The organism is Pseudomonas sp. (assembly GCF_050739995.1).
GTDB lineage: Bacteria > Pseudomonadota > Gammaproteobacteria > Pseudomonadales > Pseudomonadaceae > Aquipseudomonas.
Genome location: NZ_JBOICG010000153.1, coordinates 1 through 17,731 on the forward strand (window position 1 = coordinate 1; position 17,731 = coordinate 17,731).

General features: G+C 60.5%; 19 protein-coding genes. 7 read left to right on the forward strand and 12 right to left on the reverse strand.

Going from position 1 to position 17,731, the window contains the following annotated elements; all coding sequences use genetic code 11:
* The 7 genes from ACRESD_RS05365 to ACRESD_RS05395 form a co-directional block, all read right to left on the reverse strand.
* On the reverse strand, positions 1 to 642 hold a 642-nt coding region (locus tag ACRESD_RS05365; RefSeq protein WP_431749976.1), incomplete at its 3' end, for a lyase family protein.
* A 9-nt stretch (positions 643 to 651) separates the two neighbouring features.
* A complete protein-coding gene (locus ACRESD_RS05370; RefSeq protein WP_431749977.1) occupies positions 652 to 1,947 on the reverse strand; it encodes an MFS family transporter in 1,296 nt (431 codons plus the stop codon).
* 190 nt (positions 1,948 to 2,137) lie between these two features.
* Positions 2,138 to 2,704, reverse strand: coding sequence for a protocatechuate 3,4-dioxygenase subunit alpha (pcaG, locus tag ACRESD_RS05375; RefSeq protein WP_431749978.1), 567 nt, complete (start codon positions 2,702 to 2,704; stop codon positions 2,138 to 2,140).
* A gap of 1 nt (position 2,705) precedes the next feature.
* The gene (gene pcaH / locus ACRESD_RS05380) at positions 2,706 to 3,410 is read right to left on the reverse strand and encodes a protocatechuate 3,4-dioxygenase subunit beta (RefSeq protein ID WP_431749979.1); all 705 of its coding nucleotides are present in this window, start codon (positions 3,408 to 3,410) and stop codon (positions 2,706 to 2,708) included.
* Between the two features lie 17 nt (positions 3,411 to 3,427).
* Positions 3,428 to 4,633 (reverse strand): 3-oxoadipyl-CoA thiolase, encoded by a 1,206-nt coding sequence (gene pcaF / locus ACRESD_RS05385; protein ID WP_431749991.1) that lies wholly within the window; start codon positions 4,631 to 4,633, stop codon positions 3,428 to 3,430.
* Positions 4,630 to 5,409, reverse strand: coding sequence for a CoA-transferase subunit beta (locus ACRESD_RS05390; protein WP_431749980.1), 780 nt, complete (start codon positions 5,407 to 5,409; stop codon positions 4,630 to 4,632). The genes pcaF and ACRESD_RS05390 overlap by 4 nt, the downstream gene beginning before the upstream one ends.
* Entirely contained in the window at positions 5,409 to 6,266 is an 858-nt protein-coding gene (locus ACRESD_RS05395; protein WP_431749981.1) for a CoA transferase subunit A, read from the reverse strand. The genes ACRESD_RS05390 and ACRESD_RS05395 overlap by 1 nt, the downstream gene beginning before the upstream one ends.
* Here ACRESD_RS05395 and ACRESD_RS05400 point away from each other — a divergent pair.
* Entirely contained in the window at positions 6,265 to 6,483 is a 219-nt protein-coding gene (locus ACRESD_RS05400) for a hypothetical protein (protein ID WP_431749982.1), read from the forward strand. The genes ACRESD_RS05395 and ACRESD_RS05400 overlap by 2 nt on opposite strands.
* A 52-nt stretch (positions 6,484 to 6,535) precedes the next feature.
* Here ACRESD_RS05400 and ACRESD_RS05405 read toward each other — a convergent pair whose 3' ends face one another.
* Together ACRESD_RS05405 and pcaR are read right to left on the reverse strand one after the other, a co-directional pair.
* Entirely contained in the window at positions 6,536 to 7,876 is a 1,341-nt protein-coding gene (locus ACRESD_RS05405; RefSeq protein WP_431749983.1) for an MFS transporter, read from the reverse strand.
* 145 nt (positions 7,877 to 8,021) lie between these two features.
* Positions 8,022 to 8,864 (reverse strand): pca regulon transcriptional regulator PcaR, encoded by an 843-nt coding sequence (pcaR, locus tag ACRESD_RS05410; RefSeq protein WP_431749984.1) that lies wholly within the window; start codon positions 8,862 to 8,864, stop codon positions 8,022 to 8,024.
* A 549-nt stretch (positions 8,865 to 9,413) separates the two neighbouring features.
* Between pcaR and ACRESD_RS05415 the strand changes: the two genes are divergently transcribed.
* On the forward strand, positions 9,414 to 9,614 hold the full coding sequence (locus ACRESD_RS05415; RefSeq protein ID WP_003189295.1) for a hypothetical protein: 201 nt from the start codon (positions 9,414 to 9,416) through the stop codon (positions 9,612 to 9,614).
* Positions 9,615 to 9,945: 331 nt separating this feature from the next.
* Positions 9,946 to 11,421: an inorganic phosphate transporter gene (locus ACRESD_RS05420; RefSeq protein WP_431749985.1), complete on the forward strand. Its 1,476-nt coding sequence runs from the start codon at positions 9,946 to 9,948 to the stop codon at positions 11,419 to 11,421.
* 203 nt (positions 11,422 to 11,624) lie between these two features.
* Here ACRESD_RS05420 and ccoM read toward each other — a convergent pair whose 3' ends face one another.
* Positions 11,625 to 11,741: a cytochrome c oxidase subunit CcoM gene (gene ccoM, locus ACRESD_RS05425; RefSeq protein WP_017137226.1), complete on the reverse strand. Its 117-nt coding sequence runs from the start codon at positions 11,739 to 11,741 to the stop codon at positions 11,625 to 11,627.
* A 143-nt stretch (positions 11,742 to 11,884) separates the two neighbouring features.
* Positions 11,885 to 12,079, reverse strand: a complete 195-nt coding sequence (locus ACRESD_RS05430; RefSeq protein WP_431749992.1) for a hypothetical protein — start codon at positions 12,077 to 12,079, stop codon at positions 11,885 to 11,887.
* A gap of 99 nt (positions 12,080 to 12,178) precedes the next feature.
* On the opposite strand from ACRESD_RS05430, the gene ACRESD_RS05435 reads away from it, so the two are divergent.
* The 3 genes from ACRESD_RS05435 (at position 12,179) to ACRESD_RS05445 (ending at position 14,790) form a co-directional block, all read left to right on the forward strand.
* Positions 12,179 to 13,051, forward strand: coding sequence for a LysR substrate-binding domain-containing protein (locus tag ACRESD_RS05435; RefSeq protein WP_431749986.1), 873 nt, complete (start codon positions 12,179 to 12,181; stop codon positions 13,049 to 13,051).
* Positions 13,052 to 13,141: 90 nt separating this feature from the next.
* Complete coding sequence (locus tag ACRESD_RS05440; RefSeq protein ID WP_431749987.1) at positions 13,142 to 13,612, forward strand: RidA family protein; 471 nt, start codon at positions 13,142 to 13,144, stop codon at positions 13,610 to 13,612.
* Positions 13,609 to 14,790 (forward strand): aminotransferase class V-fold PLP-dependent enzyme, encoded by a 1,182-nt coding sequence (locus tag ACRESD_RS05445; RefSeq protein WP_431749988.1) that lies wholly within the window; start codon positions 13,609 to 13,611, stop codon positions 14,788 to 14,790. Before ACRESD_RS05440 ends, ACRESD_RS05445 begins: the two co-directional genes overlap by 4 nt.
* Here the strand turns inward: ACRESD_RS05445 and ACRESD_RS05450 are convergent.
* Positions 14,787 to 15,128, reverse strand: a complete 342-nt coding sequence (locus ACRESD_RS05450; RefSeq protein ID WP_431749989.1) for an aspartate-semialdehyde dehydrogenase — start codon at positions 15,126 to 15,128, stop codon at positions 14,787 to 14,789. The genes ACRESD_RS05445 and ACRESD_RS05450 overlap by 4 nt on opposite strands.
* A 219-nt stretch (positions 15,129 to 15,347) precedes the next feature.
* Between ACRESD_RS05450 and rapA the strand changes: the two genes are divergently transcribed.
* Positions 15,348 to 17,731 (forward strand): RNA polymerase-associated protein RapA (gene rapA, locus ACRESD_RS05455; protein WP_431749990.1); only part of this gene is annotated, 2,384 nt, incomplete at its 3' end.

A 17,731-nucleotide genomic window follows, 5' to 3' on the forward strand; every position in this document is an offset into this window, starting at 1 on the left:
GGCCACCGGCATCGCCTGATCACCCAGTGCCGCCAGGGTCCCGGATGCACCGCCGAATTGCAGCACCATCAGGCGCGGCTTCAGCTCGGCCAGACGCTGGCGACTGCGCGTCACTGCCCCCAGCCAACCGGCGATTTTCATGCCCAGCGTGACCGGTGTCGCGTGCTGCAACCAGGTGCGACCGGCCAGAGGCGTGCTCGCAAAACGCTGCGCTTGAACCGCCAGAATCCCGCCCAACCGCGCCAAGTCCGTCTCGATCAATGCCATGGCGCGCCGTAGTTGCAGCACCAGGCCGGTGTCCATCACATCCTGGCTGGTCGCGCCCAGATGCACAAAGCGTTCGGCGCCGGCGTCTTCAGCGGCAATCAACTTGCCCAGTGCTTTCACCAAGGGAATCGCCGAATTGCCCGCCGTGGCAATCGCCACGCCGAGGGCATCCACGTCATACAGTGACGCAAGACAGGCCTGGGCAATCGGCGCCACGGCGGCCTGCGGAATCAGCCCGACCCGAGCCTCGGCCCGGGCCAGCGCCGCTTCGAAATCCAGCATGCCCTGCAGGCGTCCCTGGTCGCAGAACACCTCGGCCATGCTGTCAGCGGTGAAGTAAGCGTCGAACAGTTGATTGCTCGTGCGCAGTGTCATAACTCATCCCTAGAGATCGTGGTGCAGATACGCCGCCTGTTTCGGCAAACGCAAGCTGAACAGGAAAGCGATCGCCATCATCGCCGTGACATACCAATAGAAGCTGTTTTCCATACCGATGGATTTGAGGCTCAGCGCGACGAATTCCGCCGAGCCGCCAAAGATCGCGTTGGCCACCGCATAGGCCAGGCCCACACCCAAGGCGCGGACCTGAGGCGGGAACATCTCCGCTTTGACCAGGCCACTGATCGAGGTGTAGAAGCTGACAATCGCCAGGGCCAGGGTGATCAGCACAAAGGCCAGGAACGGGCTGCTGACGGTTTTCAAGGTAAGCAGGATCGGCACGGTGAACAACGTGCCAAGGCCGGCGAACCACAACATCGAGTTACGGCGGCCAATCTTGTCCGCCAACATGCCGAACACCGGCTGCATGCACATGTACAGGAACAGCGCGCCGGTCATGATGTAGCTCGACGTCTTGGCGTGCATGCCGACGGTATTCACCAAGTACTTCTGCATGTAAGTGGTGAAGGTGTAGAAAATCAGCGAGCCACCGGCGGTGTAGCCCAGCACGGTGATGAACGCGGCCTTATGGTCACGGAACAAGGCGGCAATGCTGCCGGCGTCTTTGTCTTCGCGCATTTCCTTGCTGGTGGTTTCTTTCAATGAGCGACGCAGCAGCAGCGAGATCACCGCGGCAATGGCGCCGATCACGAACGGAATACGCCAGCCCCAGGCGCGCAGCTCTTCCTCGGTGAGGATTTGTTGCAGGATCACCACCACCAAGACGGCCAGCAATTGCCCGCCAATCAGCGTCACGTACTGGAAGGAAGCAAAGAACCCACGCTGGCCCTTGAGCGCTACCTCACTCATATAGGTGGCGGTGGTGCCGTACTCGCCGCCCACGGACAGGCCCTGGAACAGGCGCGCCACCAGCAGCAGGATCGGCGCCCAGACGCCAATGTCGCTATATGTCGGCAAAAAGGCGATGACCAGGGAACCGGCGCACATCATCAGCACCGAGATCATCATCGAGTTTTTACGGCCGTGCTTGTCGGCCACGCGACCGAACAGCCAGCCGCCAATGGGCCGCATCAGGAACCCGGCGGCGAACACACCGGCGGTGTTGACCAGTTGGACAGTGGGGTTGTCCGACGGGAAGAACGCCGGGGCGAAGTAAATGGCGCAGAAGGCATAGACGTAGAAGTCGAACCATTCGACGAGGTTGCCGGAAGATGCACCGACAATCGCAAAAATCCGTTTGCTGCGTTCTTCTCCGGTGTAGTGACTCGTTGTTGTTGTCATGGTTTTTTCACTCAGTGGGAACGGTTATAGCCTAGACATACTTTGCAACAACCCTGTTCCGCAAGCAGACTTTTGGATATGCAGTGCCTGAACCGGCCCTATCGCAGGCAAGCCAGCTCCCACATTTTGATTTGTGAACACATTCAGATGTGGGAGCTGGCTTGCCTGCGATGAGGCCCAGAAGGCCACTTCAATAATCGAAGAACACCGTCTCCTTATCCGTACCCTGCAAAATCACATTCCACTGATACACACCCTCTGCATCCTGTTTGGCAATCAACGTAGTGCGGCGATCCGCTGGCACGCACGCCAACAACGGGTCATCCCCATTCATCGGCTCACCGTCAAAGTAAATCCGCGTCAGCAAGTGCTTCACCAACCCCCGGGCAAACACCAGCACCACCAGGTGCGGCGCCTGGGTCGTGCCCTTCAGCCCAGGCACCGCGCCCGGTTTGATGGTGGTGAAACGAAACCGCCCTTCCCCGTCCACCGGCACCCGGCCAAAACCTTCAAAGTTCGGGTCGATGGCCTTGGCCTGTTCATCTTCCGGGTGGTCATATTTACCCGCGGCATTGGCTTGCCACACTTCGAGCATGGCGTCGTTGACAACATCACCGTTGCCATCCACCACCTGCCCGCTGATCGCCACACGTTCACCGAGGGTCGCCGGCACGGTCAGATCTTCGCGGTTCAGCCAGGTCAGGCCGATGTGGTAATACGGCCCGACGGTGTGGGACGTGGTCGCGTTGAGAGTCATCTCATTTCTCCATCGGCGTGGCGTCGCGGCCGCGCAGGACGATGTCCCAGCGGTAGCCGAGGGCATAGGAAGGAATGGTTTTTTCCAGGTCGAAGCTGGCGATCAGGCGCTGCTTGGCCGAGGTGTCCGGTACGCAGTTGTAGATCGGGTCGTATTCCAGCAGCGGGTCACCGGGGAAGTACATCTGCGTGACCAACCGCGTCAGTACGCTCGGGCCGAACAGCGAAAAGTGGATATGCGCCGGGCGCCACGCGTTGTGATGGTTGCCCCACGGGTACGCGCCGGGCTTGATGGTCTGGAACTGGTACCAGCCATCGGCGTCAGTGACGGTGCGGCCGGTGCCGGTGAAATTCGGGTCAAGCGGTGCGTCGTGCAGGTCGCGCTTGTGGTTGTAGCGGCCGGCCGCGTTGGCCTGCCAGATTTCCACCAGAATCCCCGGTACCGGCAGTCCGTTTTCGTCCAGCACACGGCCGTGAATGATGATGCGTTCACCTTGGGGCTCACCGTCATGCTGGGCGGTGAGGTCGTTGTCCTTCTCATTGATGCGCTCGGCGCCGATAGTCGGGCCGGTGATTTCCGACAAGGAATGGGGCAGAAACACCAAGGGCTTGGACGGCGAACGCAGATTCGTCGACTGGTAGGCCGGGTGCAGGTAATCAGGTTGAGTGCCCGCTTGCGGGCGCCGGTAACCGGGCTTGTCACTCATGGAGCAATCCTCTCTTATCAGATGCGTTCAATCGCCAGGGCCAAACCTTGACCGACGCCCACACACATGGTCGCCAGGCCTTTGTGGCCACCGGTCTTCTCAAGCTGATGCAGGGCCGTCAGCACCAACCGCGCGCCGCTCATGCCCAGCGGGTGGCCGAGCGCGATAGCGCCGCCGTTCGGGTTGACCTGGGGCGCGTCGTCGGCGAGACCCAACTCACGCAGCACCGCCAAACCTTGGCTGGCAAAGGCTTCGTTGAGTTCAATCACGTCAAAGTCGGTGACCGCCAGGCCCAGCCGCTCCACCAATTTGCGTACCGCCGGCACCGGGCCGATGCCCATCACACGCGGTGCAACACCGGCGCTGGCCATGCCCAACACGCGGGCGCGGGCAGTCAGGCCATGTTTTTTCACGGCTTCGGCAGACGCCAGAATCAACGCCGCCGCGCCGTCATTGACACCCGAGGCGTTACCGGCGGTCACGGTTTTGTCCGGGCCGTTGACCGGCTTGAGCTTAGTCAGGGCTTCCAACGTGGTATCAGCCCGTGGATGCTCATCCTGCTCCACCACGGTTTCGCCTTTTTTATGGGCGATGCGCACGGGCACGATTTCTTCAGCGAAGAAGCCCGTGGCCTGGGCGGCGGCGGTGCGTTGCTGGCTGCGCAGGGCGAAAGCGTCTTGGTCGGCACGAGACACCCCGTAGTCATCGGCGACGTTATCGGCGGTCTGCGGCATGGCATCCACACCGTACTGCGCCTTCATCAACGGGTTGATAAAGCGCCAGCCGATGGTGGTGTCTTCCAGTTTCATGTTGCGCGAAAACGCCGCATCGGCCTTGCCCATCACGAACGGCGCGCGGGACATCGACTCGACGCCACCGGCAATCGCCAGTTCCATCTCGCCACTGGCGATGGCGCGAAAGGCAGTGCCAATCGCGTCCATGCCCGAGGCGCACAACCGGTTGAGGGTCACACCGGGAATGCTTTCCGGCAGGCCCGCCAGCAACAGCGCCATGCGCGCCACGTTGCGGTTGTCTTCACCCGCCTGGTTGGCACAGCCGAGGAATACTTCATCCACGGCGTTCCAATCCACCGACGGGTTGCGCTCGATCAATGCCTTGATCGGCAATGCCGCCAGGTCATCAGCGCGCACGGTGGACAGGCCACCGCCGAAACGACCGATGGGGGTACGAATGGCGTCACAGATATAGACGTCACGCATCAGGCTTCTCCGGGCGCTTGGCCATGGGCGGCCGCCGTGCGAGCTTCGAGGTCGCGCAAGGCGGTCAGTTCGACGTCAGTGGGCTCGGCGGTGATGTCGACGTGCTCGGCAAAACGAATCGCCCAACCGGTGGCGGCAATCACCTGCTCGCGGGTCACGCCGGGGTGCAGCGCAGTGACCACAAATTCATGGCTGCCCTCTTCCGGCTCCATGATGCACAGGTCGGTAATAATCCCTACGGGACCTGCACCCGGCAGCCCCAAGCGTTTGCGTGAATCGCCGCCTTCGCCGTGCCCGACCGAAGTGATGAAGTCCAGCTTGTCGACAAACGAACGCGCCGACTGCTTGAGGATGATCAACACGCTCTTGGCGGACCCAGCAATTTCCGGCGCGCCACCGGCCCCCGGCAGGCGCACTTTGGGTTGGTGATAATCGCCGACCACGGTGGTGTTGATATTGCCGAAACGGTCAACCTGGGCAGCACCGAGAAAGCCCACGTCAATGCGCCCGCCCTGCAGCCAGTAGCGAAAAATCTCACCGGTTGGCACGACAGTGTCGGCGGTCTCAGCCAACTCGCCATCACCAATGGACAACGGCAATACACTAGGCTTTGCACCAATCGGGCCAGACTCATAGATCAACACCACATCCGGCGACGAAGTCAGGCGGGCCAGGTTGGCAGCCTTGGACGGCAAGCCGATACCGACAAAACACACCGAGCCGTTCTTGAGGCGGCGTGCGGCGGCGACGGTCATCATTTCGTTGGTCGAGTAAGCCATTAGTGGGCCTCCTGCGCGGTGGCCAGCTTGGCCTGGAATTCACTGAAATCAGCGGTGCCGTGGATGTATTGATCGATCCAGGCGGTAAAGGTCCCACGGTCGCGGGCGATGGGGTCCCACGCTTGGTAGAAACGATTGTCACGTTCGGTGTAGCCATGGGCGTAGGACGGATGCGCGCCACCGGGCACATGGCACACCGCTGTCAGGGCCCAGGTAGGCAACACGCAGGCATTCATCGGCGCATTCAGGTCATCGACGATTTCTTCGACGGTGACGATGCAGCGCTTGGCTGCCAACGCCGCTTCCTTCTGCACGCCCAGAATGCCCCAGAGCAACACGTTGCCCTTGCGGTCGGCTTTTTGCGCATGGATCACGGTGACGTCCGGGCGTACCGATGGCACTGCCGCCAATACTTCGCCGGTGAACGGGCACGTCACGGTCTTGATCAACGGGTTGACCTTGGGCAGGTCGGAACCGGCGTAGGCACGCAGCACCGCGAACGGCAGGCCCGACGCCCCGGCGACGTAGGCATTGGCCAAGTCAGCGTGACTGTGCTCTTCGATCTCCAGCGGTTGCGGCCATTGCTTCTCGACCGCGTCACGCAAGCGATGCAGGGACCCCACGCCAGGGTTGCCACCCCAGGAGAAAATCAACTTGCGTGCACAGCCGGCACCGATCAACTGGTCGTAGATCAGATCAGGCGTCATACGCACCAGCGTCAGGTCTTTCTTGCCCTGACGAATGATTTCATGACCCGCCGCTGTAGGGATCAGATGGGTGAAGCCTTCGAGCGCGACGGTATCGCCGTCATTCACGAAGCGCTTGACCGCATCACGCAGGGTAAGGATTTCAGCCATGGGGTTCGGGCTCCCGGTGTTGATCGAAAAAGGCGCTGAGGTGGCGCCGAAGTGCTTGAAGGTTAAGCCGGAGAAATGGGCTGAACAATCCGATAATCGACTCAGCGTTCGATTATCGAACGAATTGTTTGCAGGCTATCGTTTGGTCGAGCACCACCAATATGGGAGCGGGCTTGCCCGCGATGGCAGCGTGTCAGTCGATACATTCAGTGACTGATACACCGACATCGCGGGCAAGCCCGCTCCCACATTTTTAAGTGGGCCTGGCCTTAAGTGGCATCGGCATGGCTGACCATGCCCTTGATCACAACAGCAGTGGTGGCCAGCGCGGCCGGGATCACCAAGGCAGTCAGCACTTGCTCGAAGTTCCAGCCCAGGCCGAGCAAGGTGGCGCCCATCCACGCACCGAGGATCGCGCCGAAGCGACCAATGCCAAGCATCCACGACACACCGGTCGCACGCCCTTGGGTCGGGTAGAAACGCGCGGCCAGGGACGGCATCGCCGATTGCGCGCCGTTGACGCACATCCCGGCGATCAGTACCAAGGTCGCCAGCAGTGTGATATTGCCCAGGCTCTGCCCCACCGCGTAGGCAAACACCCCGGCCAACAGGTAGAAAGTGCCGATGACCTTGTGCGGATTGAACCGGTCCATCGCCCAACCCACGCCGACGGCACTCAGTACACCACCGAACTGGAACAAGGCACCGATAAACGCGGCCTGCTCCATGCTGGCGCCACTGTCGCGCATCAAGGTCGGCAGCCAGCTGGTCAGCAGGTAAACAATCACCAGGCCCATAAAGTAAGTGAGCCACAGCAACAAAGTGCCGGCGCTGTAGGTCCCGGAGAAGATCACTGCAAACACGTTGCGAGCCTTGACGGTTTTCTGCTCGGGCACGCTGAAACTGGTGGCCTGGGCGACGAGGTCGGGCGCGATGGGTGATAGGGTTTTGCGCACCTTGTCGCTGCCGCGATTGCGCACCACCAGATAGCGCGCCGATTCCGGCAGCCATACCAACAACACCAACGCCAGGATCAACGGCAGGATGCCGCCGATCATCAACAGGCTGTGCCAACCAAACGCCGGAATCAGCTTGGCCGAGATAAACCCGCCACCGGCCATGCCGAGATTGAACCCACAAAACATACTGGTCACCAACAGCGATTTGTGGCGCTCCGGGGTGTACTCGGACAGCAGCGTAGTGGCATTCGGCATTCCTGCGCCCAAGCCCAGCCCGGTCAGAAAGCGCAATACCAGCAACTGGTCGACGTTAGTGCTGTAGGCCGACGCCAGGCTGAACGCGCCAAACACCAACACCGCGCCCACCAACACTACTTTGCGCCCGAAACGGTCGGCCAACGGACCGGAGCCCAATGCGCCGAACACCATGCCGATCAACGCGGCACTCATCACCGGGCCTAGACTGGCGCGGTCAATGCCCCAGTCCTGGGACAGCGCCGGGGCGATAAAGCCCATGGCGGCCGTGTCGAGGCCATCGAGGAAGACAATCAGGAAACACAGGATCACCACACGCCACTGATAGCGCGACAGCGGTTGGGTGTTGATAAAGGACTGCACGTCCAGATTCGTACCGACAGAAGGCTGATTCATTATTGTTATTTCCACACCGATGGGCGGGCCAACGACCTGAGGCCGTCATTATTATGGGGGGGCAGCGATAGTGCTGCCGCACATTAATAAGCCAGGGGAAACACCGTCAATTGATCAAGCCGGGATCTGTGCGGTCACCGAACACTTAGGCGAACAACTGAGCGCTCAACTCGCGGCTGGCGCTGAGCATGCTCGGCAAGAAGCGCTGCTCCAACTCGCTGCGGCTGACCCGTCCGGCATGGGTGCTGACGTTCAGCGCGGCCAGCACCTGGCCCGAAGCGTCATACACCGGCACGGCGATGGAACGCAGACCTTGTTCCAGTTCCTGGTCGACGATGCACCAGCCCTGCTGACGCACTTGTTGCAGGCATTCGAACAACGCTTGGGGCGTGGTCAGGGTGCGGCTGGTCTTGGTTTGCAGGTCAGCGTGGTCGAGGTAGTCCTTGAGCGAGGAGTCGTCCAGCGCCGCCAGCAGGATACGGCCCATGGACGTGCAATACGCCGGTAAGCGCCCGCCCACCGACAGGTCCACGGAAATCAGGCGCTGGGTGGTAGCCGAACGGGCGATATAGAGAATGTCATCGCCTTCCAGGGTCGCCATATTGCAGGCTTCGTGGAGTTGCTCGCTCATGCGGTCCAGATAAGGCTGGGCCGACACCGCCAACGGCGTGGACGACAGATAGGCATGGCCCAGGGTCAGCACTTTGGGCAGCAATGAATAGGTACGTCCATCCGTGGTGGCGTAGCCGAGCTTGATCAAGGTATGCAGGCAACGGCGCACAGCGGCGCGAGGGATTTCGGTGCGGTGACTGATCTGGGCGATGGTCAGGTGGCGCTTGCGCTCCTGGAATGCCTGCACCACGGCCAAGCCTCGGGCGAGTGACGTCATGAAGTCCGGATCACCCGTGAACGCCTGGATGCGCTTGGCCGGTGACGCCACGATGGGCGGCGCCACTGACGCGAAGGAGTTGCGCAATTGATCGTTCATTTCAGGGTCCTTTCTCTTATTTTCAACCGCAGGGAGGGTTGGCGGCTATTACAAGCCGCACCGACCGGGATGTACAAGGTGGCCACGGCAACATTGGGCGATTATCGGACGATCATGCGATTATCGCAATTTGGCCAGTGCGCCACGTTTCATTCGTGCACGGTGAACCTATAAAGAATGCGTACTCGGCACTTATCTAGATGAGTGCAGACTTTATCGCGCCGTCTTTTTGAAAATGCCGACACGTGCATGTAACAAAACCCTCACACGACGTTGACGATTTTTAACTTCATGATGATAGTGTTATTCAAATGCCTCGCTATAATGCAGCCTGTGCAGAGGTCGGCCCGGTATTGATGTCGGGATTGGAGCTCACCAGGCGTTGCGGGTTGTAGGCATTGCCGGTCACAAGTAGTCGCTTGGACGATCTTGCCCTTTGGCTCTTTTAACAAACTTGAACGGTTCCACTGTTCATATGGAAATAGCCCGAGGACGACTTTCAGGCGCGACGTTGCACAATAAATAAACTCAACTTAATTAGGTAACACTGTGACGAAAGACGAACTGCGCGCGGAACTTGAGCGCCAGGAGCAACGTTACAAGGACGTTTACGGCGGGGAAGTCACCACCTACGCCGCCCAACCTGAGCCGGAACGCAAGCCATGGCGCAAACGAGCCAGCCTGCTGGATCAGGCATTTGCCCAGGAAATTCAAAAGATTGAACAGGAGCTCAAAACCGAAGAGCCATAACCCCTTCGACGCGAGCCTTGCAGGTTTTGCTGTCTCCGCCGGTCCACCCTCGGCGGAGAGCACCTCCTTTCCTCCAATTGGTCAGCGTCCTGCTGCTACCAACGAAATTTCATACAAATGTTTCAGACATGACATTTGGATGACAAAACCCCGCTCTCTCGGCCTCGTACTTTATAAATCAAAGACTTGCCAAGCCCCCGAAAAACCTGGGATGCGCGCCCTTTCTCGGTGCTTTTTCAATGAAGATTGTTACCGATGAGCAGCTAATGCATCGATTACTGAGGTTTTCTGGCATAATCGCGCCCCCTTACGACCGGGTCAGAAAACCTTCATGATCGATTTATTCAGCGGACTGGATGCTTGGGTTCTAGTGAGCCTGTTGCTCGCCCTGGCCTTTGTCCTCGCCTTCGAGTTCATCAATGGCTTTCATGACACCGCTAACGCGGTGGCCACAGTCATCTATACCAAAGCCATGCCGCCGCACCTGGCCGTGTTCTTCTCCGGGGTATTCAACTTCCTCGGCGTGTTGCTCGGTGGTGTGGGGGTCGCCTACGCCATTGTGCATTTGCTGCCGGTGGAGTTGCTGATCAATGTGAACACCGGCCATGGTTTGGCAATGGTCTTCTCTTTATTGGCCGCGGCGATCACCTGGAACCTGGGCACCTGGTACTTCGGCATCCCTGCCTCCAGCTCCCATACCCTGATCGGCTCGATCCTCGGCGTCGGACTGGCCAATGCCCTGATCAACGACATTCCCCTGGCTGACGGTGTGAACTGGCAGAAAGCGATCGATATCGGTGCGTCCCTGGTGTTCTCGCCGATGGCCGGTTTCCTGGTCGCAGCCTTGGTGCTGATCGGCCTGAAATGGTGGCGCCCGCTGTCGAAGATGCACAAGACGCCGGACCAGCGCCGCAAGCTCGACGACAAGAAACACCCACCCTTCTGGAACCGCCTGGTCCTGGTGATTTCGGCCATGGCCGTGAGCTTCGTGCACGGTTCCAACGATGGCCAAAAAGGCATCGGCCTGATCATGCTGGTGCTGATCGGTATCGTGCCGGCACAGTTCGTCCTCGACCTGGGCAGCACCACTTACCAGATCGAACGTACTCGCGACGCGACCGTGCACCTGAGCCAGTTCTACCAGCGCAACAACGCCACTCTTGGCGAGTTCCTGGCGCTGGGCAAAGGCGTGAAGGACGACCTGCCGGGCAAGTTCCAATGCAACCCGCAGCAGACTGAGCCGACCATCAACGCCCTGATGGAAACCTTGAAAGGCGTCTCCGACTACCACTCGCTGACCTCCGAGCACCGTATTGAAGTGCGTCGTTACCTGCTGTGCCTGGACGACACCGCGAAGAAAGTCGGCAAGCTGCCAGGCTTGGATGCACGTGAGAAGTCCGATCTGGACAAGCTGCGCAAGGACCTGACCGCCACCACCGAATACGCCCCGTTCTGGGTGATCCTGGCCGTTGCACTGGCCTTGGGCCTGGGCACCATGGTCGGCTGGAAGCGCGTGGTGTTGACCATCGGCGAGAAGATCGGCAAGCAAGGCATGACCTACGCCCAGGGCATGTCGGCACAGATCACCACGGCGAGCATGATTGGCCTGGCCAACATCTTCAGCCTGCCGGTTTCGACGACCCACGTGTTGTCGTCCGGTGTAGCCGGCACCATGGTCGCCAACAAGAGCGGCCTGCAAGGCGGCACCGTCAAGACCATCCTGATGGCCTGGGTGCTGACCCTGCCAGCCACGGTTGGCCTGTCGGCGGGGTTGTTCTGGCTGGCGTCCAAGGCACTCGGAAGCTGATAGTTTCCCGGCCATGAAAAAAGGTGCGATCCGCGAGGTTCGCACCTTTTTTATTTCACGATTTTAAACTCGTCGCGATCCAACTATGGGAGCCGGGCAAACCCAGCTCCCACAGTTAATCTTCGTTTGTTAAATAGCAGGCAAAAAAAAGGGCGACCGAAGTCGCCCAAAATGCCTTGCGTGCTCATGTAATCCAGAAAGACTTACGGTTCTTTACGCTTGTTAGCGTCCTTCCAGATAAAAATTCCAAACCCTACAAAGAACAACACCATGAGGCTGACCGTCAGCACTCCGGCAAACACCACATTATCGAAAAACATGACCGGCCTCCTGCTCATGCCCTGTTGCGATAGGGCTAAGTTAAAGGAGAAGGCGAATTGGAAAATTGACGGGGATCAATGTCGCCCGCAACGGGGCGTAAAGAAGGGCAATAACTGACCTGCATCAACAGATGCAGGCAGTTTCAACGCTTTTTCGGTTTGCTCTTTGGCTTTTTCTTAACTTTCCCAAGGGGCATCGCCTGTTCAAACGCCTGACGAACTTCATTGAGGCGTTTGTCATTCAGGTCATGCACACGCTTGGCACGTTCGGCATTCAGGTCGATCAGCTTGTCGTCTTCACTCATGGCTTGGCTTACGTCGTGGCGGGAATCGCTCAATAATGCGGCCTCCCCCGCTCAACGGCAAATCAGCGGGCGACAAAAGGCAGGTCATCACCCAAAATCGGCACTTCCCCCTGACTCCGGAGGCGCACTCAAGTGGCATTGCACAAGGATCTTCCGCCATTGCTGGCCTTGCGCGCATTCGAGGCGGTGGCGCGGCACTTGAGTTTTATCAAGGCGGCCAGCGAGTTGTCAGTGACCCAAAGTGCGCTGAGCCACCAAGTGCAAAAGCTCGAACAGCACCTAGGCAAACCGCTGTTTATCCGACGTACCCGTGCGATTGATCTGACACCCGACGGCCAGCATTACTACGACGAAATCCGCCCTGCCCTGGACGTCATCGCCGCTGCCACCCGTACGCAGCGGGTCACCCCTGACCACACCGTGCTGCGCATCGGCCTGCTGGCTTCCTTCGCCACGCTGTGGCTGGCCCCACGCCTGGCCGGTTTTCTCAACCGTTACCCGCACATCCAGGTGGAGTTGTTGCCAGCGATTCAACTGGCCAATGTCGCCGCTGCCGAGGTCGACCTGGCCATCCGCTACGGCAAGGGTGACTGGCCCGATGTGCAAGCCGTGCGCCTGATGGATGAGGCAATCTCACCCGTGTGCAGCCCCGCGTTCAAGGCCAGCCAACTGCTTAACGGCCCGTTGTTGATGGCCACCTCCCATCGTCCATTCGAATGGACGGACTGGTCCGCGTATTATCAAATCGACCTCGCCGGCCACCCCCGTGTGGTGTTGCATGACTACAACATCGTGGTCGAGGCCGCCGTGGCCGGCCAGGGGATCGCCATGGGTCGCCACCGGCTGATCGAGCGCAGGCTCCAGGATGGCAGCCTGGTGGAAGCCTTCGACTGGCCGCCTTATCAGAGCGACATCGGTTACTGGTTGATCACACCCCATGGCCCCGCCAGTGAAGCGTCCAAGTGTTTCAGTGATTGGTTGAAGGAAACCTGCGCGCACGCGTGAGTTTTTTCGATACGTCGCGTGAGATCTATCCGTTTGTCGTCCATCGCCACGCGCGACATGCTCAAACCTCTTGAACCAGGAGGATTCACCATGAGCGATTCGATCCGCCAACGCGTGCACGCCCTCGGCCTTACGCTGCCCACCCCCAGCCAACCAGCCGCCAACTACATCAACCACGTCATCAGTGGGAACCAGCTGTTTGTCTCTGGGCAAATTCCGTTGGTCGACGGCAAACCGACCTATATCGGTCGGTTGGGCGAATCCCTTAGCGACGAAGAAGGCACCCAGGCGGCGCAGTTGGCGGCCCTGGGCCTGCTGGGGCAATTGAGCCACGCCCTCGGTGATGATCTGTCGCGCCTGGTGCGCACTGTGCGCGTTGGTGTGTTCATTGCCAGCAGCGGCAGCTTCAAGCAGCAAAGCGCGGTCGCCAATGGCGCATCGAACCTGCTGGTCAACGCCCTCGGCGACAAGGGTCGCCACGTGCGCACCGCCGTGGGTGTATCGAGCTTGCCGGCCGGCGTCGCCGTGGAGGTGGATGGGATTTTCGAGTTGCAGCCATGAGCCCGCTCGACGTCCAACACCTGCGGGACGCAACGCCGGGCTGCCAGTCGGGCCTCGTGCACTTCAATCATGCCGGTGCCTCTTTGCCAAGCCAGGCGACCCTCGACGCGATCATCGATCAGTTGCATCGCGAAGCCCGAGACGGCCCCATGGAAGCCGGCGAGCATGGCGCGGTGCTGGTGGAAAAGGCCCGCCGCGCCGCCGGACAACTGCTCAATGCCCCGGCTGCTTCCATCGCCTTTGCCAGCAGCGGCTCGACCGCGTGGAGCATGGCGTTTCAAGCCCTGGGCGCTTGGCAGCCCGGCGACCGCATTCTGGTGGGCCGCCAAGAATGGGGTGGCAACCTCGCCAGCATGGACCGGGCGGTGCAAGCGGGTGCGCGAGTGGATGTGATTCCCTGCGATGAAAGCGGCGCGGTCTGCCCGATAGCGCTGGCGTCGATGATCGACTCGAAGGTGAAGCTGATCGACCTGACCTGGCTGCCCGCCAACGGCGGCCTGATCAATCCGGCCCAGGCGATAGGTGAAGTGGCCAAGCGTCACGGCATTCCTTACTTCATCGACGCCGGCCAGGCTGTCGGCCAATTGCCGGTGGATGTGCAAACGCTGCACTGCGATGTGCTCAAGTCCGCCGGCCGCAAACACCTGCGCGGGCCACGGGGTACCGCGCTGCTGTATGTACGACCGGATTTCCTTCAACAACTGAACCCCGCTCAACGGGATGTATTTTCAGCCCCCTGGACCGCCGAAGGTTTTGACTTGCGTAACGACGCCCGACGCTTTGAAACCAGCGAAACGTCCTATGCCCTGTTGGCGGGACTGGGCAATGCACTGCAAGAGGTCAACCGGCTGGGCGTGGAGCGAACCTGGGAAAGGGTCTTACAACTGAGCGGGAACATTCGTGAGGCATTGCGTGAGATTCCTGGCATCTCTCTGCATGACTCAGGCGTGATTCATTCAGGCTTGATCGCCTTCAATCTCGCGGGCTGGGACGCCTTCGAACTCAAGCGACGCCTGGGGCTCAAGCGCATCAATATCGGTGCCAACAGCGTGGCGTATACCCCTTTGGACATGCAGGCACGTGGGTTGAGCAGTATTGCGCGAATCTCCGTCAGCCCTCTCAACAACGATCACGACATCGAGTTGCTGGTGGCGGCATTGCGGGAGCTGAGCGACTAGACCTCGACGTCCACCCACAACCCCTGGCGTGGCGCATCTTCGATCAACGGGGCAACCGGCACGGTGTTGTCGGCATTCAGCACATCACCGGGAACCGGTAGGTGCTGTTCAGGATCTTCGCCGGCTTCGCGCCGACGTTTTTGTTGCTCTTGCTGGCGGCGCTGTTCTTCACGCAACAGAAAGGTCGACTGCTCCGCGTCGCCCTTTTTCAGGTCGATCGTGCTCTCGTTGGAGCCCGCTTGTACGGGCACCACCGGTGGGATATCCGGCTTCTGGCGCACCGGGTCGAGTTGCGAGGTGACCGGCACGACACTGACGGGCAGCATGGGTGGCAACATAATGTTTATTCTCCTGATCAACAGGCTGTCGGCGGGCCACGGGGCGACTTGAGTACCCACTGGCCAAGCTGTGACCCAGTCGACACTCGTGAGTGCCCGCCATCGGTCGATTCAACTTTCGGACCGCCACTCAAACAGAGTAGTTTTTGTCAGAGTCCTTTGGCTGAGGGCCGTGTTCCGTTAAGATAGTCGGCTTTTTCACGGCGGGAGTCAGGCAGCATGGCGCAGCAGTATCAACCGGGGCAACGCTGGATTAGTGACAGCGAAGCAGAGCTGGGGTTAGGCACCGTTCTGGCACAGGACGGGCGCTTGTTGACCGTGCTCTATCCGGCCACTGGCGACACTCGTCAGTATGCGCTACGGAATGCGCCCCTCACTCGCGTGAGGTTTTCGCCGGGTGACACCATCACCCATTTCGAAGGCTGGAAAATGACCGTACAGGAAGTCGACGACGTCGACGGCCTGCTGGTGTACCACGGCCTCAATGGGCAGAACGAGCAGGTCACCCTGCCGGAAACCCAACTCTCCAACTTCATCCAGTTCCGCCTGGCCAGCGACCGCCTGTTCGCCGGGCAGATCGACCCGCTCGCCTGGTTCTCGCTGCGTTACCACACACTGGAGCATACCAGTCGCCAATTGCAGTCCTCGCTGTGGGGCCTGGGCGGCGTGCGTGCGCAACCGATTGCCCACCAACTGCACATTGCCCGCGAAGTCGCGGACCGTATCGCGCCACGGGTATTGCTGGCCGACGAAGTAGGCCTGGGCAAGACCATTGAAGCCGGCTTGGTGATCCACCGCCAACTGCTGTCGGGCCGCGCCAACCGTGTGCTGATCCTGGTGCCGGAAAACCTGCAGCACCAGTGGCTGGTGGAAATGCGCCGCCGTTTCAACCTGCAAGTCGCCCTGTTCGACGAAGAACGCTTTATCGAAAGCGATGCCGCCAACCCGTTCGAAGACACCCAACTGGCGCTGGTCGCCCTGGAATGGCTGGTGGACGACGAAAAAGCCCAGGACGCGCTGTTCGCCGCGGGTTGGGACTTGCTGGTCGTCGACGAAGCCCACCATTTGGTGTGGCACGAAGACAAGGTCAGTCCGGAGTACGCGCTGGTCGAGCAGTTGGCCGAAGTCATTCCCGGCGTACTGCTGCTCACTGCCACCCCGGAGCAGTTGGGCCAGGACAGCCACTTTGCACGCCTGCGCCTGCTGGACCCGAACCGCTTCCACGACCTCGCCGCCTTCCGTGCCGAGAGCGAGAACTATCGCCCGGTGGCCGAGGCCGTGCAGGAGCTGTTGGACAAAGGCCGCCTGTCGCCGACCGCACACAAGACCATCCAGGGTTTCCTCGGCGACGAAGGTGAAGCCCTGCTCACTGCCGTCAACGATGGCGACACCGAAGCCAGCGCCCGCCTGGTGCGCGAGCTGCTCGACCGCCACGGCACCGGCCGCGTGCTGTTCCGCAACACCCGTGCTGCCGTGCAAGGTTTCCCGGAGCGCAAGCTGCACGCCTACCCGCTACCGAACCCGGACGAATACCTCGAATTGCCCTTGGGCGAACACGCCGAGTTGTACCCGGAAGTCAGTTTCCAGTCGCAGCCGGACATCGAGGAAGACAATCGCTGGTGGCGCTTCGACCCACGGGTCGAATGGCTGATCGACCAACTGAAAATGCTCAAGCGCACCAAAGTCCTGGTGATCTGCGCCCACGCCGAAACCGCCATGGACCTGGAGGACGCCCTGCGCGTGCGTTCCGGCATCCCGGCCACGGTGTTCCACGAGGGGATGAACATCCTCGAACGTGACCGCGCCGCCGCTTACTTTGCGGACGAAGAGTTCGGCGCCCAGGTGCTGATCTGTTCGGAAATCGGCAGTGAAGGCCGCAACTTCCAGTTCTCTCACCACCTGGTGCTGTTCGACCTGCCGTCCCACCCCGACCTGCTGGAACAGCGGATTGGCCGTCTGGACCGGATCGGCCAGAAACATGTGATCGAACTGCACGTGCCGTACCTGGAAACCAGCCCGCAAGAGCGCCTGTTCCAGTGGTACAACGAGGCATTGAACGCCTTCCTCAACACCTGCCCGACCGGTAACGCCTTGCAGCACCAGTTCGGCCCGCGCCTGCTGCCGCTGCTGGAAAACGCCGACGACAGCGAGTGGCAAGCCCTGATCGACGAAGCCCGTGCCGAGCGCGAGCGCCTGGAAGAAGAGCTGCACACCGGTCGCGACCGCTTGCTGGAACTCAACTCCGGCGGTGCGGGTGAAGGGGATGCCCTGGTCGAGGACATTCTTGAGCAAGACGACCAGTTTGCCCTGCCGATCTACATGGAAACCCTGTTCGACGCTTTCGGCATCGACAGCGAGGACCATTCGGAAAACGCACTGATCCTCAAGCCCAGCGAAAAAATGCTGGATGCCAGCTTCCCCCTGGGCGACGACGAAGGTGTGACCATCACCTACGACCGTAACCAGGCGCTGTCGCGTGAAGACATGCAGTTCATCACCTGGGAACACCCGATGGTGCAGGGCGGCATGGACCTGGTGTTGTCCGGTTCCATGGGCAATACCGCCGTGGCGCTGATCAAGAACAAGGCGCTCAAGCCGGGCAC